The 18,913-nt window shown below is 60.7% G+C and carries 15 protein-coding genes, 1 tRNA gene, 1 rRNA gene and 1 pseudogene; 9 read left to right on the top strand and 9 right to left on the bottom strand.

What is annotated here, in order from left to right; translation table 11 throughout:
• Positions 1-139 precede the first annotated feature (139 nt).
• The 4 genes from rrf (at position 140) to AD666_RS00915 (ending at position 3,971) form a co-directional block, all read left to right on the top strand.
• Positions 140-255: ribosomal RNA gene (rrf, locus tag AD666_RS00930) — 5S ribosomal RNA — on the top strand.
• A gap of 150 nt (positions 256-405) precedes the next feature.
• Complete coding sequence (locus AD666_RS00925; RefSeq protein ID WP_053146625.1) at positions 406-1,065, top strand: paraquat-inducible protein A; 660 nt, start codon at positions 406-408, stop codon at positions 1,063-1,065.
• The gene (locus AD666_RS00920; RefSeq protein ID WP_053146623.1) at positions 1,052-1,675 is read left to right on the top strand and encodes a paraquat-inducible protein A; all 624 of its coding nucleotides are present in this window, start codon (positions 1,052-1,054) and stop codon (positions 1,673-1,675) included. The genes AD666_RS00925 and AD666_RS00920 overlap by 14 nt, the downstream gene beginning before the upstream one ends.
• Positions 1,668-3,971, top strand: coding sequence for a PqiB family protein (locus AD666_RS00915; protein WP_053146621.1), 2,304 nt, complete (start codon positions 1,668-1,670; stop codon positions 3,969-3,971). Before AD666_RS00920 ends, AD666_RS00915 begins: the two co-directional genes overlap by 8 nt.
• A gap of 118 nt (positions 3,972-4,089) precedes the next feature.
• Here the strand turns inward: AD666_RS00915 and mksF are convergent, their stop codons facing one another.
• Genes mksF through mksB form a run of 3 tightly spaced genes read right to left on the bottom strand, consistent with a single transcriptional unit; the run spans position 4,090 to position 8,895 of the window.
• The gene (mksF, locus tag AD666_RS00910; protein ID WP_053146619.1) at positions 4,090-6,930 is read right to left on the bottom strand and encodes an Mks condensin complex protein MksF; all 2,841 of its coding nucleotides are present in this window, start codon (positions 6,928-6,930) and stop codon (positions 4,090-4,092) included.
• A complete protein-coding gene (gene mksE, locus AD666_RS00905) occupies positions 6,927-7,628 on the bottom strand; it encodes an Mks condensin complex protein MksE (RefSeq protein ID WP_053146617.1) in 702 nt (233 codons plus the stop codon). The genes mksF and mksE overlap by 4 nt, the downstream gene beginning before the upstream one ends.
• Positions 7,618-8,895, bottom strand: a complete 1,278-nt coding sequence (gene mksB, locus AD666_RS00900) for an Mks condensin complex protein MksB (RefSeq protein ID WP_053146615.1) — start codon at positions 8,893-8,895, stop codon at positions 7,618-7,620. Before mksB ends, mksE begins: the two co-directional genes overlap by 11 nt.
• A gap of 181 nt (positions 8,896-9,076) precedes the next feature.
• Between mksB and AD666_RS00895 the strand changes: the two genes are divergently transcribed.
• Both AD666_RS00895 and rimI read left to right on the top strand, forming a co-directional pair.
• Positions 9,077-9,856 (top strand): hypothetical protein, encoded by a 780-nt coding sequence (locus AD666_RS00895; protein ID WP_053146614.1) that lies wholly within the window; start codon positions 9,077-9,079, stop codon positions 9,854-9,856.
• Positions 9,849-10,301, top strand: coding sequence for a ribosomal protein S18-alanine N-acetyltransferase (gene rimI, locus AD666_RS00890; protein WP_053146613.1), 453 nt, complete (start codon positions 9,849-9,851; stop codon positions 10,299-10,301). The genes AD666_RS00895 and rimI overlap by 8 nt, the downstream gene beginning before the upstream one ends.
• 141 nt (positions 10,302-10,442) lie before the next feature.
• Here the strand turns inward: rimI and AD666_RS00885 are convergent, their stop codons facing one another.
• A complete protein-coding gene (locus tag AD666_RS00885) occupies positions 10,443-10,847 on the bottom strand; it encodes a hypothetical protein (protein WP_053146609.1) in 405 nt (134 codons plus the stop codon).
• Positions 10,848-10,980: 133 nt separating this feature from the next.
• Between AD666_RS00885 and can the strand changes: the two genes are divergently transcribed.
• Positions 10,981-11,625, top strand: a complete 645-nt coding sequence (gene can / locus AD666_RS00880) for a carbonate dehydratase (RefSeq protein WP_041023284.1) — start codon at positions 10,981-10,983, stop codon at positions 11,623-11,625.
• A 24-nt stretch (positions 11,626-11,649) separates the two neighbouring features.
• Here the strand turns inward: can and AD666_RS00875 are convergent, their stop codons facing one another.
• The 3 genes from AD666_RS00875 to AD666_RS00865 form a co-directional block, all read right to left on the bottom strand.
• The gene (locus tag AD666_RS00875; protein ID WP_053146607.1) at positions 11,650-12,177 is read right to left on the bottom strand and encodes a lysine methyltransferase; all 528 of its coding nucleotides are present in this window, start codon (positions 12,175-12,177) and stop codon (positions 11,650-11,652) included.
• 173 nt (positions 12,178-12,350) lie between these two features.
• Positions 12,351-13,508: a hypothetical protein gene (locus tag AD666_RS00870; RefSeq protein ID WP_053146606.1), complete on the bottom strand. Its 1,158-nt coding sequence runs from the start codon at positions 13,506-13,508 to the stop codon at positions 12,351-12,353.
• 112 nt (positions 13,509-13,620) lie between these two features.
• On the bottom strand, positions 13,621-15,039 hold the full coding sequence (locus AD666_RS00865) for a short-chain fatty acid transporter (protein ID WP_053146605.1): 1,419 nt from the start codon (positions 15,037-15,039) through the stop codon (positions 13,621-13,623).
• Positions 15,040-15,212: 173 nt separating this feature from the next.
• Between AD666_RS00865 and AD666_RS26930 the strand changes: the two are divergent.
• Positions 15,213-16,049: pseudogene (locus AD666_RS26930) on the top strand (PAS domain-containing protein); the annotation flags it as partial.
• A gap of 108 nt (positions 16,050-16,157) precedes the next feature.
• On the top strand, positions 16,158-16,589 hold the full coding sequence (locus AD666_RS26925; RefSeq protein WP_232776565.1) for a methyl-accepting chemotaxis protein: 432 nt from the start codon (positions 16,158-16,160) through the stop codon (positions 16,587-16,589).
• Between the two features lie 202 nt (positions 16,590-16,791).
• On the opposite strand, the gene ggt is transcribed toward AD666_RS26925, so the two are convergent.
• Positions 16,792-18,648 (bottom strand): gamma-glutamyltransferase, encoded by a 1,857-nt coding sequence (gene ggt / locus AD666_RS00855; protein ID WP_053146602.1) that lies wholly within the window; start codon positions 18,646-18,648, stop codon positions 16,792-16,794.
• A 137-nt stretch (positions 18,649-18,785) separates the two neighbouring features.
• Positions 18,786-18,862: transfer RNA gene (locus AD666_RS00850), tRNA-Met, on the bottom strand.
• Between the last annotated feature and the right edge of the window lie 51 nt (positions 18,863-18,913).

Here is an 18,913-nt window from a genome sequence, read left to right as displayed (position 1 = left end):
GGTCTCGATAGAGACCAGATTGCGGTGTTGTGAAGACGAAACGAACCGAAAGTTCGGACTTGTTCGTAAGGCACACACAAACTATCGCATGCCCATTTGCTGGAACGTGACCGTATGGCACGCGCCGGCTACCGAATTTCTTGACGACCATAGAGCGTTGGAACCACCTGATCCCATCCCGAACTCAGAAGTGAAACGATGCATCGCCGATGGTAGTGTGGGGTTTCCCCATGTGAGAGTAGGTCATCGTCAAGATTAAATTCCGAAACCCCTATCTGCTGATGCAGGTAGGGGTTTTGTTTTGCCCGTAGGAAAAGTTTGTAGGAAAGTTCGTTACGAATTTGCACGGTTATTTTCGAGCCGGAGCACTAGAATAGCCTCACCTTAGCTGAGCCAGAGCTCTTTATGTCAGATCCGTTGGACACTCGCGAGTTGTCAGATCTCCCCCTGAATGATCTGGTGGCTTGCCATGAATGCGATCTGTTGATGCGCAAGCCTCAATTGGCCCATGGTGAAAAAGCCGAATGTCCCCGTTGTGGTTATGAGCTCTACGCCCACCGTCATAATGTGGTCGAACGCAGTCTTGCCTTGGTCATCGCCGCTCTGTTGTTGTATGTGCCGGCGAACTTTTTACCCATCATGCAACTCCATCTGCTCGGACAATCCTCTCAAGACACCGTCTGGAGCGGTGTGGTTGGTCTGTACGATACCGGCATGCAAGGCATAGCCGTGGTGGTATTCCTGTGCAGTATGGGCATACCGTTGCTCAAGCTGCTTTGTCAGCTGACGGTGTTGCTGACCATTCGCTGTAATGTCGGCCGTAGTTATGGGTTATTGCTCTACCGCATTTATCACCATCTACGGGATTGGGGGATGCTTGAGGTTTACCTCATGGGCGTACTGGTGGCCATCGTCAAGCTGGCGGACATGGCGGCTATCACTGTAGGTCTTGGCCTGGTGTGCTTTATCAGTTTACTGCTGGTTCAAGTCTGGCTGGAGGTGGTGATGTCACCCCATCAGATTTGGCAAGCATTATCAGGAGAGGACGATCATGCGGGCGATTGATGCAGGGATTCTGATCTGTACCGAATGCCACGAATTGAATCGGTTGAACGCCGATGCCCACGGACAGACCTGCACCCGTTGTGGCGCGCTGGTTCATCCCCGCCGCCCCAACAGCCTCATGCGCACCTGGGCCTTGTTGATCACCGCCGCGATTCTCTACATACCCGCCAATATGTTGCCGATCATGACGATCAACTCACTGGGCCAAGGTGCCCCGAGCACCATCATGGCCGGTGTGATCGAGTTGGTGCAGCATGGCATGATTCCCATTGCCGCTGTGGTGTTCATCGCCAGTATCCTGGTGCCAACTTTCAAGCTGGTGGGCATTGCCTTGTTGCTGATCTCCATACAGCGACACCAGCCCATGTCCGCACGGCAACGCATCCTCATGTACCGCTTTATCGAGTTCATCGGTCGCTGGTCGATGCTCGATATTTTCGTGATCGCCATTTTGGTGGCAGTGGTGAATTTCGGACGACTCGCCAGTGTCGAAGCCGGGCTCGGCGCGATCGCTTTTGCCAGCGTAGTGATTATGACAATGATTGCCGCAGTAACCTTCGATCCCCGACTGATTTGGGATAACACGGAGTCGGATAACGACCATGACTGATTTGCCAACCGCTAAAACCCGACCGGCCTCCAATTGGTCGGCCATTTGGGTCTTGCCGCTGATTGCCCTGATCATTGGGGGCTGGCTCGCCTGGCGGGCTTATAACGAAACCGGGATTGAAATCAGCGTGCGCTTTGAAAGCGGCGAAGGTATCCAGGTCAACAAGACCGAAGTTGTCTACAAAGGTATGACGGTCGGTAAAGTGAAGGACCTTACGCTCGATGACGAAGGCAGCTCCAAGGGCGTGGTTGCGACCGTCGAGATGAACAAAGACGTCGAGCAGTACCTCAAGACGGGTACACGTTTCTGGCTGGTCAAGCCAAGCGTTACCCTGGCAGGGATCACTGGCCTGGAAACCCTGGTATCGGGTAACTACGTGGCGATCAGTCCGGGTGAAGGGGAGTCCAGTCGCAAGTTCAAGGCCTTGGCCGAGGAGCCGCCGCTGTCGGATGCCAAGCCAGGTTTGCATTTGACCATCAAGGCTGACCGCCTGGGCTCGCTGGACCGGGGCAGCCCCGTGTTCTACAAGCAGATTCAGGTCGGACAAGTGAAAAGCTATCAGCTGTCCGAAGATCAGAATACGGTCGAAATAAAGGTTTTCATCGAACCGACCTATGCCAGCCTGGTGCGCAAACACACGCGCTTCTGGAATGCCAGCGGCATCAGCATCGATGCCAACCTTTCGGGTGTGAAGGTGCGCAGCGAATCCCTGGCCAGTATCGTGGCCGGTGGTATTGCATTCGCCACGCCGGAGAGCCGCAAGGACAGCCCTCCGACGGACCCGAGCCTGCCGTTTCGTCTCTACGAAGACTTTGACGCAGCGGCCGCCGGCATTCGGGTGAAGGTCAAACTCAGTGACTTCGAAGGCTTGCAGGCCGGTCGGACGCCGGTGATGTACAAAGGCATTCAGGTAGGTAGCCTGAAGACCCTCAAGGTCGATCCAGACCTCTCCAGCGCCACCGCCGAATTGACGATGGACCCGTTGGCCGAAGATTACCTGGTGACGGGAACCCAGTTCTGGGTAGTCAAACCTTCGATCTCCCTGGCCGGTATTACGGGCCTGGAAGCGTTGGTCAAGGGGAATTACATTGCCGTGCGCCCAGGGGACAAGGGCAGCGCACCACAGCGCGAGTTCGAAGCCCGGGCCAAGGCGCCGCCGCTGGACTTGCGTTCGCCGGGCTTGCACTTGGTGCTGCTCACCGAGAATCTCGGATCACTGGAGGTCGGCAGTCCGGTTCTCTACAAGCAGGTCAAAGTCGGGTCGGTGCAGAGCTACCAGTTCTCTCGCAAGAAGAAGCAATTGATTATTGGCGTGCACATCGAGAAGGAGTACGAAGGGCTGGTCAACGGTTCGACGCGATTCTGGAACGCCAGCGGCGTCACTCTCACGGGCGGCTTGACGGGGGGCATCCAGGTCAAGAGCGAATCGCTGCAAAGCCTGATGGCCGGTGGTATCGCTTTCGAGACGCCGGAGCCGAATGTACCGTTGAAAAGACGTATTCCGCGCTTCCGCTTGTTTGAAGACCGCGAGGCCGCGCAGCAAAAGGGAACCGTGGTCACGATCAAGGTCGATCGTGCCGACGGTTTGCGCAGCGGTACTCCGATTCGCTTCAAAGGACTGGATGTGGGCAAGGTCGAGGACGTGGACCTTAGCCCCGACCTGCAATCGGTGCTGCTCACCGCACGTATCACCGAAGTCCCTGAGCGTATCGCCCGGATCGGCAGTCAGTTCTGGGTAGTCAAGCCCGAGCTGGGCTTGATCAAGACGTCGAACCTGGAGACGCTGGTGACCGGTCAATACCTCGAGGTGCAGCCTTCGACGAAGAATCTGGGACCGCAGAAAAACTTCGTGGCCCTTGCCAGCCCACCGGAAACCGCTGTGCCCGAGGCTGGTTTGAGCCTGGTATTGAGCGCGGCCCGCCGAGGCTCGTTGAAGACGGGCGTGCCGGTGACGTATCGCGAAATTACCGTGGGCAAGGTTACGGGTTATGAATTGGGGCAGACGGCGGATCGGGTATTGATCCATATCCTGATCGAGCCCAAGTACGCGCCGCTGGTGCGCAGTGGCACGCGCTTCTGGAACACCAGTGGATTTGGCCTGGACTTCGGTCTGTTCAAGGGCGCAACGGTGAGGACCGAGTCGCTGGAGACGTTGATCCAGGGCGGTGTTGCTTTCGCAACACCGGATGGCGAGAGCATGGGCAGTCCGGCCCGGCCGGAGCAGACCTTCCCCCTGTTCGATAAGTTTGAAGATGAATGGCTGACCTGGGCGCCGAAGATCAAGCTCGGTAAGTGACGGGTCTGGCGTTTCGACGCCATCGCGAGCCTGCTCGCGATAGGGCCATCAGACCACAGGCGATAAAAAGGCCGCGATCCAATGGATCGCGGCCTTTTTTCATTCCCGGCTCTTCACCTTACACCGGATCCAGCTCCGGCTCGTCGGCTTCTACGTTCACCGTGGCCTTCACCGCATCACGACGACGGATGTACTTCCAGTCCGCTTCGTCGATGTAGATACCGTTCGGGCCACTGCCGCCTTCCAGGTCGATGGCGACACTGGCGCAGACCTGCGGCTTCACGCTGGCGAGAATCGGTACGAAGCCCAATTGGAGGCTGGTTTCCAGCAGGGCTGCCTGGTTCTTCTCGTCGATGTCCGCCGCCTCGTCCAGGTAATACGGCAAGCGCACGCGGCCGGCTTGTTCGCGGTCCATCAGGTGCAGCAACAGGTACATGTTGGTCAGCGCCTTGATGGTCATGGTCGTGCCGTTGGACGCTGCGCCGTCGATGTCGGTGTGGATCACCGGCTGGCCGTTGACCTTGGTGATCTCGAACGCCAGTTCGAACAGGTCTTTGAGACCGAGCTGGTTGTGGTTCGCCGCCACCAGCCGCGCCAGGTATTCCTTGGCTTCTTCGTTCTTGTTGTCCTGCTCGGCACTCTGGCTGAGATCGAACACCGACAGGGTTTCGCCTTCTTCGTACTGGCCGGCGCTGTGGATGATCTGGTCGATGTGCTTTAGGGCTTCCTTGTTCGGCGCCAGGACGATGCGGAAGCTCTGCAGGTTGGACACCTGGCGTTTGTTGATCTCGCGGTTGAACAGCGCCAGTTGATGTTCAAGGCTGTCGTAGTCGCTGCGAATGTTGCGCAAGGTCCGGGCGATGTCGGTCACCGCTGCACGGCGAGCCTTGCCCAGGGTCAGGGCTTCGTCGGTGCGGTGGGCATAGGCGTTGATCAACAGCTGCAGGCGCCGCTCCATGTCGTCTTCGCTGTCGAACTTGGCCACGCCCTTGAGGCGCACCTGGGCGTACAGCGCTTCGATCTGGCCGTCGATGCGCAACAGGCCCTGCCAGCTGTCCTGATAGTCATTGAGCAGTGGCAACAGGTTGTCCATGGAATCATCGACCGGGTCCATGAACGGCGTGCCGAACGGCAGGTCCGCCGGCAACAGTTGGCGACGGCGCAGGGCATCGTCGAGGGTGCGTTGCTTGGCTTCCAAGTCGGCGATCTGCCGGCCCACCAGTTGCAACTTGGCCGACAACTGCTGGACGCGTTCGGTGAAGGCGTCGCTGGAGCGCTTGAGTTCGTCCTGGGCCGCTTCCATCTGCGCCAATTGTTCGAGCTTCTCGCCTTCTTCGGCGCTCAGGGTCTGGGTGCGGCGGAAGTCCTCGAGGGCTTTCTGTGCGTCCAGGACCTGCTGGTACAGCGCCTCGGTCTGGGTCTTGCTAGCGGCACGGTCGGCGGCCACGGCTTGCTGGGTCTTGAGCTGCTTGAGCTCTTTCTCCAGGCGTTCCTTTTGATCCCGCAGCGCGGCGCGGTCGGCCAGGGCCTGCAATGCTGGCGGCTCGATGTGGGACAGGTCAATGGACAGGCCCGGCACTTCGAAACGCTCGCCCTTGAAGCCGTCGAGGATCAGTTCCACGGATTTGACCCAGTCGCCGTTCTCATCCAGGGCGATGCCATGCTCGCCCAGCGGCAGGCTGAACAGGGCACTGTTGAACAGGCGCATCAGACGCTCGACGTCCTGTTGTGAGAATTCTTCCCGCAGGCGGGCATAGCTGTTGTTGTCGGCGTGATCGAGTTGCTGCTTGACCGACTTCAAGCGCTTTTCCAGGTCCCGCAGGCGTTCTTCCAGGTCTTCAGCGCTGAACTGCCGGGACTGGGCCAGGGCGCCGGCCAGCTCATCGTGAGCGTCCTTGGCGGCGAGCAGTTGCTGCTCCAGCACCTTGACGTCATCCACCAGGGCAAAGCGATGCTTGAGCACCGACAGCTCGCCGAGCCAGCGTTGGATGCCTGTGATCTCCCGCTCCAGGCGCATCAGCTCCTGGGTGCTGCCGCGCTGGTCGTTCTGCAGCGAGTCCTGTTCGTTGCGGTAGTGTTCGGCCTGGATGGTCAGCTCTTCCTTGCGTGCACTGGCGTAATCCGACCAGGTGCCGAGCAGCGAGTCGAGCAAGGGAGAGAGGCGATGCAACTTGCCGCGCAGGATGTCGCGCTGCTTCACGCCGCTGGCCAGGGCCTCCACCAGCGGACCAGCCGCCACCAGAGAGTTGTAGTCCTGCTCCATGCGTCGTACGTCGCGGAAGGCCTCTTCGCACGCGGCGATGTAATCCACGCTGCCGGAACGCAGGCTGTGTTCGAACGCATCGAGGAACAATTGCTTGAGCTTGGCCGCGGTGATTTCACGCATGTGCAACAGGTTGATGAACAGTGCGCGGAAGGTCTTGAGGCTTTGTTCGCTGGTGGAGCGCAGTGGGATCAGCGTCAGGTCCAGGGGAATGGATGTATGACCGCCCACCAGCAGGCGGCGCAGTTCATCCGGCTTGAGTTCGTAGGCCTTGAGGCCTTCGCGCTCCAGGTTGGTGAACAGTTCCTTCTGGCGCAGGCAGGTGTCGTTCTTCTGGTAGTGAGCCAGGTCCAGTTTGCCGGCATAGGCAAAGAACTGGTGCCCGAAACCGCCGCCGGGGCCGCGACCGACCACACCGATCACGTGCGGGCCATGGGGCAGGGCGACTTCCACCAGGATGTAGCTGGTATCCGAGGCAAAGTAGAAACGCCGGGATTGTTCCAGGCTGTACTTGCCGAAGCTCATGTCCGACATGCGCGCCAGGATCGGGAACTGCAAGGCGTTGATCGACGCGGATTTGCCGAGGTTGTTCGCGCCGTACACCGACAGCGGTTCTTCCAGCGGAAACAGGCCGAGGCTGTAGCCGGCGGTGTTCAAAAGGGCAAAGCGGCGGATGCCGTAGCGTTCCTTGCTCATGCGTCGGTCTCCTGTTCTTCGGCAATGGCGCGGGCCAGTGCGTCTTCTTCGCTTTCACCTTCGAATTCGCTGAGGTCCAGCGGATCATCGGTTTGCAGCAGTTTTTCGTCGCTGTCTTCGTCGACCAATACCGGTACCGGTAACGGCAACACACTGTGCAGGCTGGCGGCCAAGTCGCGGTCCTGCTGGACCGACAGGCAGACGTCGAGGAACCGATGCATCGGCGGCAGGAAGCGATACACGCCGTTTTCCTCGCTGGCGAAGCCCAGTTGAGTCATGCGGCGCATGATTTTTTCTTCCAGCTCTTCCTGGGTCTGCACTTCGGCCTGGATGAACAGGTCGCGGTACTTTTCCAGCAGCGACGGCAATTCGTCGCGGCCCAGGCTGCCACCGTCGAGCACGGCGATCGGGTCGCGGCCCTGGTCGGCCAGGTGTTCGACCAGGATGAAGGTGAACAGGGCCAGGCGCTGGGCGGTCTTGTTCACCGCAGCGGCGGCCAGGTCCGGTACGAAGTAGTAGAAGCCACGGGTGTCGCACACCAGCTCGAAGCCCAGGGCCTTGAACAGCGTGCGGTACTGGTCCTGGAAGTTCGACAGTTGGGCGTACAGCTCCGGGTCGCGGCGGCTGATGTGATAACCCTTGAACAGCTCGCGGAAGATCGGCGCCAGCTGGGACAGTTCGGATAGATCAAGATGCATTTGGGATGCTCGCAGAATCCTCGGCGGCGTCGCCGGCCGAGAGCAGGGCGAAGGAGCGCAGGCTGACCTGATGCTCGTGTGTGTAGTATTCGCGGCGTTCCAGACGCTCGCGCTTGAAACGTTTTTCCCGCGACAGGCGCGAGAACCAGTACAGCAATTCGTCGGTGGCGCCGTCCGGCTCCTGCTCCAGCAACCAGGTCATCAGGTCCGGCATCGGCAGGGCCTCTTCGCAACGTTCGACCATTTCGCGAACGGTGCGTGGCGCGCGTGGTGCTTCGCCACCCTTGTGGGTCTTGTGGGATTTGGGGAAGCGCGCCGGTTTCGGCTCGAAGCGGGCCAGGGCATAGACATAGGCTTCGACCTGGCTGGCACTGCCCAGGAAGGTGCTTTGCGGCCGAGTGAACAACGGCATGGCGGCTTGCGGCACGGCGTCGATGCCTTTGCGGCGAATGGCGGCCAGGGCCAGTGCGGCGCCACGGGTGACAGCGTTGTGGCGGCGGGCTTCTTCGCGCAGCGGCAGGAGCAGCTCGCGGGCATGGCGCAGGGTCAACTGGGCGCTGGTCTGCATCTCCAGGATGCGCGCGTGGGTGCGCAGCAGCATGTCGTCATCGACGAGGTGACCGAGACGCTGCTGTTCGGTGAGCATGCGCAACAGCACGTTTTCGACCTTGCGCACGCCTTGCTCGAACGCGCCGTCGGCGTTCACCAGTTGGATCATCGGCTCGACGTATTCGTCCCAGGTCGCCAGGACTTCGGCGTAGCGCTGGCGCAGAGGAATCTGCCGGTCGCTGGTCTTGGCGCGTTCGGCGACCGACACCAGCGCCTGCTCATCGTTGGCGAGTTTCTTGAGGACGTCGCGCACGCGCATGTCCAGCAGGCGCAGCTGGCGGGCCAGGTCGTTGCCGTCGCGCACGTCGAAGGCGTCCTGGATGTAGCCGGCCAGGCGTTCGAGGTGGCGCAGGTAGGCTTCGATCTCCAGGCACAGGCCCAGGCGGTGCTCGCGGCGCAGGTACGCAAGGAAATCATGGATCTGGGCGTTGAGCTCGAAGCGGTTCGGGCTTTTCGCCACCGGAACGAGAATATCCAGGCGGATCCACACGTCCAGCAGGTTGGTGATGTCCTGGGGCGTGCTGTCCAGTTGTTGGGCGGCCAATTGTGAACGCAATTCGTTGAGGCTCAGGGTGCCCTGGTCGAAGTGCTCGCACAAAGGTTCAAGCAATGCCCAGTGTTCGGCAAGGGCGCGCAAGACGCGCTTGGGTTCGATCATCGCAATGGCCGTCGGGTTGGCAATTAAAAGCGGTAATTGTACTGCATCGGACCGGTTGCGATTCACCCCTGAGACGGACTGTCGTTTTGTATCGTTCGACGATTGAATCAACGGGGAAGCGATTCGCGTCGAAGGGCGGTAGAATCCCTCCCACTTTCAGTTATCCACAAGTGGCCGACCCTTGCTTATCGAGTCCCGTCGCCGCGCCTATCTGACCGCCATGCAGGTGGTCACCTGGCTGCCGCGTACCGAATTGCCATTTGCCGCCCCGTCGCGGCTCGAGCTGCTGGAAGCGCTCGAGCTGGCGCACGCCGAGCCGGCCGTGACGACGCCTGTCGCCAAGACCGTTGCCGAACCGCCGCCATCGGTCGAACGGCCGAAAATCGAGGTTCCTCGCCCCTCGGCTGCCGCCCGTGCGCCTGTCAAACCGGCAGAGGAGGTACAAGAGACGCCTGTCCCGGTCAGGGTCGCCCCGGTCCCGCCACCGCGCTTCAGCCTGCAATTGCTGCGGGCCGGGCGTTGCCTGCTGTTGGTGGAGCTGCCCACGGGGGAGCCGTTCCAAAGCCGTGATCCGGCCTACCTGCTGCTCAAGGACATGCTGCGCGCCGCCGGCCTGCCGGACAGCCCGCAGATCGTCGGCGAACCGGTGCGCTGGCCGTTGTTGTCCCGTGGGACGATGGACCAGGGACCGGAGGCGGCGCGGGATTTCGTCCAGGGCTTCGTGTCGGCGCGGCTCGAAGACGCGCCCTGTGTATGTCTTTGGTTGATCGGCCTGCCGGCGGTGAAGTTTGCCGGGGAGGCAGATGCCGAAGCGTTCAACCGCGAACTGCAGATCGAGGGGCTGGGCTCGGCCTGGGCACTGCCTGGATTGGAACTGTTAATGGAAACGCCACAGCGCAAGGCTGAAGTCTGGCAAGCCATGCGCCGGCTGATGGCGCGCTGGAAAGAATCGAATGAGTGACGCTGTATCGTTCCGCCCGATGACCGAGGCGGACCTCGACGCTGTGCTGAAAATCGAATACGCGGCTTATAGCCACCCCTGGACCCGAGGGATCTTTCTCGACGGGTTGGGCAAGTACCAGATCTGGTTGATGTTCGAAGGCCAGCAGCAGGTAGGCCATGGTGTCGTGCAGATCATTCTCGACGAAGCGCACCTGCTCAACATCACCGTCAAGCCGGAAAACCAGGGCCGGGGACTGGGCTTGCGCCTGCTGGAGCATTTGATGTCGATTGCCTGCAAGGCCGAGGCCCGGGAGTGCTTCCTGGAGGTGCGCGACAGCAATCGCACGGCGTTCCGCCTATATGAGCGCTATGGCTTCAACGAGATCGGCCGGCGGCGCGATTACTACCCGGCGGTGGGTGGGCGTGAAGACGCGGTGGTAATGGCCTGCACATTGGTGGAGTGATGCCCCAACGGCATGAAGCGAGCCCCTGTGGGAGCGGGCTTGCTCGCGAAAGCGGTGGGTCAGCTTGCATCTTTGCAACATGTGACGCCGCTTTCGCGAGCAAGCCCGCTTGCACAAGGGATTTACGGTGACTGTCGGTATTTAGCGCTTGCCATCCAGCGGATCGACCTGCGCCATCTCCGCCTCGTCCAACCCATCGCCCCCGCCGATGTCATTTTCACCCACCACGCTCAGATCCCAGTCAGCCTGTTCGTCTTCGCCGGCCTCGTGGGCATCCCGGGCGCCGTCTTCGCGGATGAGGGTTTCGGGGCTCATGTCATCGTCGGTCGGTTGGCGATCGTCCATGGACGCGCCCGTCAGGCCTGCTTCGCGTACGCGTTCAGGGGGGATCAGCTGTTCGCGCTCGTCTTCCGGCAGTTCGTCACCGATTCTCGCACTGGGCTGTTCGTCATCGAACTCCAGCTCATGCATCGAGCCCATGCGGTCTTCGTTGTCGTCGATGGGTTCCGGTTGCGCCGCATCGAAAGGACGTCGTGAATCATTCATGGCTATTCCTCATGCTGTGGGCCTCTAATGGGTGGACCCGCAGCCAGGCCGGGAATTCCAACGACATTAATGAAGTGACCTCGACCGGCGGTGTGGTGTCCAACATGCGGACTATTCTCGAGGGCTGGATAGCATGAACGAACTACAAGATCTGATTGATAACAACGCGCGCTGGGCCGATGCGATCAAGCAGGAGGATCCTGACTTCTTCGCCAAGCTGGCCCGTCAGCAGACCCCGGAATACCTGTGGATCGGCTGTTCCGATGCGCGAGTGCCGGCCAACGAGATCGTCGGCATGCTGCCGGGCGATCTGTTCGTGCACCGTAACGTGGCCAACGTGGTGCTGCACACCGACCTCAACTGCCTGTCGGTGATCCAGTACGCGGTTGACGTGCTCAAGGTCAAACACATCCTGGTCACCGGCCACTACGGTTGTGGCGGCGTTCGCGCCTCGATGCAGGACCGGCAACTGGGCCTGATCGATGGTTGGCTGCGCTCGATCCGCGACCTGTACTACGAACATCGCGAGGCATTGGCGCAATTGCCAACCGAAGAGGAACGCGTCGACCGTCTGTGCGAACTCAACGTGATCCAGCAGGTGGCCAACGTCGGCCATACCAGCATCGTCCAGAACGCATGGCACCGTGGACAGAAACTGTCGATTCACGGTTGCATCTACGGCATCAAGGACGGGCGCTGGAAAAGCCTGGACACCACGATCAGCGGTTTCGAGCAATTGCCGCCGCAGTATCGCCTGCGTCCGGTGGGCGCGCCCTGATCCCAGGTTCCGTGGCAGCAGGCGTCAGTCGCGATGGCAGCGACGGCGCCAGCGCTTGAGGAACTTCATGCCTTGCTCGTTGGGTGGTTCGTCATAACCGGTGATCCACCCGTGGCAGTTGGAGGAACCGCACCGGCAGGCAAACTGCCGGTACAGTTTCGGCTCCGTGCTGGCGTAGTCCATGCTCAGGCTGTCGCCTTCCTGTATGGGCGTCAGGGACCATAGCCATAATTCGCTCATGTCCAAAAAGACATTCGGATTGCAGGAGTGTGCCAGCAATCCGGCGAAGCGTGGGTCATACATGTGGATTTCCGGCAGGATCTGCAGGGTGTGCAGGCGTCGTCGTCCCAACAGAAGCCCTGATACACGACACATTCGTTCCATGGGGGCGAAGCGCTTGAGTGAGACGATTCCGCTGCCGCGCCCGTTGGCGGTGCGTAGCACTTCGAAATCGCGCGCAGACGGATAACCCAGGCGAGTGCTGAGTTCTTTTTCCGGGTAGATACAGTCCCGGTTCTGTGAACTGGCTCTATCGGTCACAAAAATGCTCATGACGGTCCTTGTCGGTGCGCAACACCCGACTTACTGGCGCTGGATCCTTCCAGCGTCGTGATTGACCCGAATAGTGTCGCCCCGATCAAGGGCGCTATCTACTGTCAACTCTGACAGGTGCCCATAGGGCTTTTCCCGCATGAGCGCAGGCTGATGCGGGAAAGCCATGAGATTTACACCGGTTCGGACGGCAATGGCATCGGCGTTTTCAACTGCGGGAGCTGCGATTTGATCGCCGGCGTCTCGCATTTCTGGGCCGCTTCAGCCGGCGTCAATTTGCGAACCGAGGTGTAGAACAACTCGCAGGTCTTTTCCTTTTGCGTGACTTGCCAGGTCTGGGTGCATTGGTTCAGCAACGTGGTCGGATCGGTGCCCGGCTTGCTGCCCATCCCGGCCTGCCAGCACGCTGCGCTCAAATCCTGGCCCATGACCTTCAGGCCCGCCGCATCCGCCTTGGCCTGGTCCCCGTCATAGCTCTCCGGATCGGCGGCGTACCAGATGTAGCTGGGGTGGTTGGAGCCTAGCACCGGCACCTTCAGCCCCGCCGCCGGGGTGATGGTCGCCAGGCCAAGCACGCCGACCGTCGGGCCGTATTGTGTCTTGATCCAGTTTCGCACCGGGGCACCGAAGGCCACCATTGGCAACGCGGCTCCGCTGGTGCCCTGGCTGACTTGCTTGACCATGGTGGTCTGGTAGTCAGTGAAATAGTCGTAGACACCTTCCAGCGCCGAACCGGCATTGGACGGGGCGGCAATCGGCGCGATGTCGATGATGGTCTGGTAGGCCGGTGTCTGGTCGGCGGCGATGCCGTTGACGGTGAGCAGCGTGGCCCAGCGATCCGTGGTGGCCGATTCCAGGTAGTCCTGGGCCTGGGTCAGGGAGTAATCCGGCGGGAAGTGCAGCAGCTCGACACTCTTGCGGTTTTCCAGGGCCATGCCCAGCGGCAGGAACAGGTACCAGTTGTAGGCCCATTTCTTGTCGCCGTTGAGCTTGGTGGCGCCTGTGTAGGCCAGGTCACCGGCGTTGAGCAATGCGGTCAATGGCTGGCCGTAGCTTTTCGGCACGCCGGCTATGTGGGCGTAGACCGTATCATTGTCGCGTTTGACGCTGACCTTGGCCGTGCCGTAGCCGTCGCGTTGCACGCTTTGGGTCAGGTAATGCTCGACGGTCTGTTCCAGGGTCCAGTCGCGAAAGCAGATGACATTGCAGTTGTTGGGATAAGCGAAGAGGCGGGTCACGCGTTCTGTGCTGCCAAGCTGTACATCGATGTCGGCGTGGGCGGTGGCGCTCATGGCCAGGGCGGCAAGAGGAAGCACTGCGAGTTTGAACATGCTCAGATCCTTTTCAGCGTATGGGCCCCTCGAAACAGGGCGCCCCCATACTGAAACAGACCGGGCCGAAGAAAAAGTGGGCCGATGTAAATATCGGCCCTTTTTTATGGCCTTATGGCATCACTGGTGGCAAATAGGTCAAAGTCGTTCCCAGCGCCCACAGCAATACCAGCACCAGAGGGGTGTGGACCAGCAACTGCACGAAGGAAAACCCGATCAGATCCCGAGCCTTCAACCCCAGTACCCCCAACAGCGGCAACATGTAGAACGGGTTGATCAGGTTCGGCAGCGCCTCGGCGGCGTTGTAGATCTGCACCGCCCAACCCAGGTGATAGTTCAAGTCGTTGGCCACCTGCATCACATAGGGCGCTTCGATGATCCATTTACCGCCGCCGGATGGAATGAAGAAGCCCAATACCGCCGAATAGATACCCATCAACAAGGCGTAAGTGTCATGGGAGGCGATCTGGACGAAAAAGGTCGAGATATGGTGGGCCAGGGTCTGGGCATCACTGCCCTTGACCGTGGTCAGCAGCGCGGCGATCGAACCGTAGAGTGGGAATTGGATCAAGACGCCGGTAGTCGTCGGGACAGCCCGGGCCACCGCGTCCAGGAAACTGCGCGGACGCCAATGCAACAGCGCGCCAAGCATCAGGAACAAGAAGTTGTAGGTGTTGAGCCCGGAAATCGCGCTGATGGCGGGCTTGCTCGAAAACTCGTGAAACAGCCATCCGGAGGCCAGCAATACCAGGGCAATGGTCAGCAATGGGCTGTGTTCCAGCCATTCGCCCGGACGGGTGCGCGGTTGCAGGGCCGGCATGCTGAAGCTTGGGTCGATTCCACAGGCGGCGGCATCACGGGCGCTGTTCGGGCCTGGGGCGGTCGCGTAGGCAACGATCAACGAGATCACGATCAATGCCAGCAACATCACTCCGGACTGCCACAGGAAAATGGTCTGGGTGAAAGGTATGACACCAGTGATCGACAGGATCGATGGCGGCAGGCTGGCCGGGTTGGCCTGCAATTGCGCCGCCGATGAGGACAGGCCCAGGGCCCATACCGCGCCCAGGCCCAGGTAGGCGGCGGCGCCGGCGGCGCGATAGTCCATCTTGAGGTCGGTTCGACGGGCAAGGGCTCGTACCAGCAGGCCGCCGAACACCAGCGACAGGCCCCAGTTGAGCAACGACGCAACCATGGAGATCAGCGCCACCCAGGCCACCGCCGAACGGCCGTTCTTCGGAATCCGTGCCAGCCGGTCGATCAGCTTGACGGCGGGCGGCGAGCTGGCAACCACATACCCGCCGATCACGACGAAGGCCATTTGCATGGTGAACGGGATCAGGCTCCAGAAACCGTCGCCGAACGCCATGGCGGCGGCCGTGGGCGTGGCGCCAATGAATTGCGTTGCCACCGCGACGACCAGCACTGCCAGCGCGGCGAAGACCCAGGAGTCGGGAAACCAGCGCTCGGCAAAGCTGGAACAGCGCAAGGCGAAGCGGGCGGAGCGGCTGTCTTCAATGTCGGTGGTCACGGTAGTTACCTCGGTTTTATGGTTGGTTTTATGGAGGAGGGTATCTGGAGCGGTAGGGCCCCGGCGATCAGCGGCAACAGTAGAACAATCCCAATGACCTTGGGAGGGAGGACAGGGTTCGCAAGGGGCCTGGAATTTTTGCAGGCCGACCAACGGCACTCTTTAGAAAAAAAATGTCAAGCCGATGGCAAGGGATGGATCCATTCACTTTTCCTGCCTGTCGGAGCACGCCTATGTTCAATCAACGTTTGAAACAGGAGTTGTCGGCTCTTCGCCAAGAACTGTCCAGTCTCATGCAGGTAAAGGAAAGTCTGGACCGCGAAATGCTGGCGTTGACCTTCGACGCAGAGGGGCGTGTGAAAACGGTCAACCAGAAGTTCCTGGATGAAATGCATTACAAGGGCCAGGACCTTATCGGCCGGTCTATCGAAGAGCTTGTTCCGGCCTATTTGAAATCCAATGAACACCAGCGTCGCTTCACGTCGGCGCTGACTCGTGGCGAGCATTTCTCCGGTGCCGTTCGTCTGCTGCGCGGCAATGGAAAGGAAGCGTGGCTGCGTTCGATCCTTCAGCCGGTACGGACCGTCGATGGCCGGATTCGCTATTTCTCCATGTATTCCAACGATCTGACCCGCACCATCGAGGGCTCTCGCGAGCATGAAAACCTCATTGGTGCATTGGTGCGTTCGACGGCTGTGATCGAGTTCGACCTGAACGGCCAGGTGCTGACAGCCAATGATCGTTTTCTCAGTGCCATGGGTTACAGCCTGGCGCAGATCAAGGGCAAGCACCACCGCATGTTCTGCGGACCGGAAGAATGCAACAGCCCGGAGTACCAACAGTTCTGGAAGCGCCTGAACAGTGGCGAATTCGTCGCCGGTCGTTTCAAACGCATCGACAGCAACGGCCGTGAGGTGTGGCTGGAGGCGTCCTATAACCCGGTGGTCGATGCCAACGACCGGCTCTATAAAGTGGTCAAGTTCGCTACGGACATCACCGATCAGGTCAATCAGGAAAAAGCCGTCGCCGAGGCGGCAAATATCGCTTACAGCACTTCGCTGCATACCGACAACAGCGCACAGCGCGGTACTACCGTGGTGACTCAGGCCGTGGAAGTGATGCGCGAGCTGGCCCGGCACATGCAGACCGCCGGCGAGGGCATTGAGGCCCTGAATGAGCAATCCCTGGTGATCGGCACCATCGTCAAGACCATCAGCGGCATCGCCGAACAGACCAACCTGCTGGCGCTCAACGCAGCCATCGAGGCTGCTCGGGCCGGTGAGCAAGGCCGTGGTTTCGCGGTGGTGGCCGATGAAGTACGGCAACTGGCGTCGCGCACCAGCCAGGCGACCGATGAGATCGTTGGCGTAGTCCGCCAGAACCAGGACATGGCGCGTAATGCCGTATCGCTGATGAACGACGGCCAGCACCAGGCCGAACAGGGTCTGGCCCTGGCAGCCGAGGCGGGAAGTGTGATCGTCGAGATTCAGGACGGGGCGAAGAAAGTGGTGGATGCGGTGAGCCAGTTTGCCAATCAGCTGTCGACCTGAGGGGCGAACTGAAGACTCCGAACCAGCATCGGATTCCCCGAACAACGGTGGTGAATCCTGCGCCGTCGTTTGTACAAATCGCAATCGCAAGCAGGCCCGCCCACAGAGGATGACGTCAACAACTCCCCGTGTTCACGCCGGATAGATGTGGGGGCGAGCCGGCTCGCGATGATGACGACTCGATATCAGTCCATTCCGAATTTCAATCCCCCAGCGCTTCACCCTCGCGCCGTGGATCCGCCCCACCGGCCAATGAGGTTTTCCCCTGCGCGTCGCGTACCCGGACAATCGCCTGGGTCCCGCTGGTCATGTCGATTTCGCTGACCGCATGGCCCTTGTCTTTCAGCGCCTTGATCAGAGCCGGGCTGAACTGGCCCTTTTCCAGTTCGGTGGGGCCGTTGCGGCTGCCGAAGTTCGGCAGGTTGATGGCGGTTTGTGGGTCCAGGTTCCAGTCCAGCAAGCCGACAACTGACTTGGCGACGTATTCGATGATCTGCGAGCCCCCCGGCGAGCCGACGGCCGCCAGCAGCTCACCGCTCTGGCGATCGAAGATCAGGGTCGGTGCCATGGACGAGCGCGGGCGCTTGCCGGGCTCGACACGGTTGGCAACTTTTTGTCCGTTCTCTTCGGGGATGAACGAAAAGTCGGTCATCTGGTTGTTGAGCATGAAGCCTTGAACCATCAGGTGCGAGCCGAACGCCGATTCCACTGTGGTGGTCATCGACACGGCGCCGCCCTGGTCATCCACCGCCACCACCTGCGAGGTGGAGATGCGCAACGGCGAACGGTCCGGCGCATAGGCCACTTGCACACCCGGTGGCGTGCCTGGCTTGGCGACGCCCATGCTGCGCGGCCCGACCAGGGCGGCGCGGCTGGCCAAGTAACCGGCGTCGACCAAACCTTTGACTGGAACGGGCACATAATCCGCATCGGCGACGTATTGGGCGCGGTCGGCGTAGGCCAACCGCTGCGCTTCGGCAATCAGGTGCACCGCTTCGGGCGCGGGTTCCAGGCCGGCGGGTTTATCGCTCTTCCGCGGTTTCAAGGGCGCGAGGGCCATACGGCTGTCGCGTTGCTCCAGGGCCTGCAGCGTGCCAAGAATCTGCGCCACGGCGATGCCTCCGGAAGAGGGCGGCGCCATGCCGCAGACCTGCCAGCGTTTATAGTCGGTGCACAGCGGCGCTCGCTCCCGGGCGGTATAGCCCTTGAGGTCGTTCAAAGAAAGGCTGCCCGGGTTGGCATGGCCCTGCACCTTGGCGACGATCTCCCTGGCAACGGGCCCCTCGTACAACGCATCCGGGCCTTCGCTGGCGATGCGCTTGAGAACACCGGCCAATGCAGGATTCTTCAGCCGCGTGCCGACCGCTTTCGGGCTGCCATCGCTATTGAGGAAGTAGGCGGCCATGTCCGGTGAGCCCGACAGAGACGGATCGCTGGCGATCATGGAATGCAATCGTGGCGAGATAGCGAAACCGTTCTGCGCCAGGGCGATGGCCGGTTCGAACAGCGTGGCCCATTTCAAGCGACCGTGTTTACGGTGGGCCAGTTCAAGCGCACGTAACACACCCGGCGTACCGACCGAACGACCGCCGATCTGGGCGGCAGTAAACGGCATGGGTTTGCCGTCGGCTTGCAGGAAAAGCTTCTCGGTGGCGCCGGCCGGTGCTGTTTCGCGGCCATCGTAGGTGCGTACGGCCTTGCCATCCCACAGCACAATGAATGCTCCGCCGCCGATGCCGGAAGATTGCGGCTCCACGAGTGTCAGTACCGCTTGCATCGCAATCGCCGCGTCGATGGCCGAGCCCCCGCGTCGCAACATCTCCCGTCCGGCCTCGGCGGCCAGCGGATTTGCCGCCGCGGCCATGTGCTTACCGGCGTGTCGGGTCTGCAGGTCGGTGCGGTAGCCTGAAGCGTTCTCCGGTGCGGTGGGTAATGGCGCAGTGGCGGTAGAGGAGGTGGGAGTCTTACAGGCAACGAGCGAGAGAGCGACAGCCAGCAGCGAAACGGCTGAGAAACGATGAAGATTCGAACTGAAATTTGTAAGCACGTGTCGCTCCATCCGTGGCGGGGGATAGAGATCGACTGTAGCGATGCGAGGCGCGGGGTGCAATCGACGGGAACGGCACGGGAAATTCCGCGCTGTTTTCTTGAGACATAAAAAAACGGCTTATCTTTCGATAAGCCGTTTTTAGTACTTGGTGGCTACACAGGGACTTGAACCCCGGACCCCAGCATTATGAATGCTATGCTCTAACCAACTGAGCTATGTAGCCAAGTGGCGCGCATTATTCGCCGGTAGCGAGGATGTGTCAAGCGTAAATCTG

Source organism: Pseudomonas sp. Pf153 (genome assembly GCF_001269775.1).
Lineage (GTDB): Bacteria > Pseudomonadota > Gammaproteobacteria > Pseudomonadales > Pseudomonadaceae > Aquipseudomonas > Aquipseudomonas uvaldensis.
The sequence above is the reverse complement of the archived record's forward strand: the minus strand, read 5'-3'. Positions and strand labels throughout refer to the sequence as shown.

What these genes read in the sequence shown, in the direction of transcription:
- mksE (WP_053146617.1), bottom strand. Translation starts at nt 7,628, where the DNA reads ATGCATCTTGATCTATCCGAACTGTCCCAGCTGGCGCCGATCTTCCGC.
- AD666_RS00885 (WP_053146609.1), bottom strand. Translation starts at nt 10,847, where the DNA reads ATGAATGATTCACGACGTCCTTTCGATGCGGCGCAACCGGAACCCATC.
- AD666_RS00875 (WP_053146607.1), bottom strand. Translation starts at nt 12,177, where the DNA reads ATGAGCATTTTTGTGACCGATAGAGCCAGTTCACAGAACCGGGACTGT.
- can (WP_041023284.1), top strand. Translation starts at nt 10,981, where the DNA reads ATGAACGAACTACAAGATCTGATTGATAACAACGCGCGCTGGGCCGAT.
- AD666_RS26925 (WP_232776565.1), top strand. Translation starts at nt 16,158, where the DNA reads ATGCGCGAGCTGGCCCGGCACATGCAGACCGCCGGCGAGGGCATTGAG.
- mksF (WP_053146619.1), bottom strand. Translation starts at nt 6,930, where the DNA reads ATGAGCAAGGAACGCTACGGCATCCGCCGCTTTGCCCTTTTGAACACC.
- AD666_RS00915 (WP_053146621.1), top strand. Translation starts at nt 1,668, where the DNA reads ATGACTGATTTGCCAACCGCTAAAACCCGACCGGCCTCCAATTGGTCG.
- rimI (WP_053146613.1), top strand. Translation starts at nt 9,849, where the DNA reads ATGAGTGACGCTGTATCGTTCCGCCCGATGACCGAGGCGGACCTCGAC.
- mksB (WP_053146615.1), bottom strand. Translation starts at nt 8,895, where the DNA reads ATGATCGAACCCAAGCGCGTCTTGCGCGCCCTTGCCGAACACTGGGCA.
- AD666_RS00920 (WP_053146623.1), top strand. Translation starts at nt 1,052, where the DNA reads ATGCGGGCGATTGATGCAGGGATTCTGATCTGTACCGAATGCCACGAA.
- AD666_RS00925 (WP_053146625.1), top strand. Translation starts at nt 406, where the DNA reads ATGTCAGATCCGTTGGACACTCGCGAGTTGTCAGATCTCCCCCTGAAT.
- AD666_RS00870 (WP_053146606.1), bottom strand. Translation starts at nt 13,508, where the DNA reads ATGTTCAAACTCGCAGTGCTTCCTCTTGCCGCCCTGGCCATGAGCGCC.
- ggt (WP_053146602.1), bottom strand. Translation starts at nt 18,648, where the DNA reads ATGGAGCGACACGTGCTTACAAATTTCAGTTCGAATCTTCATCGTTTC.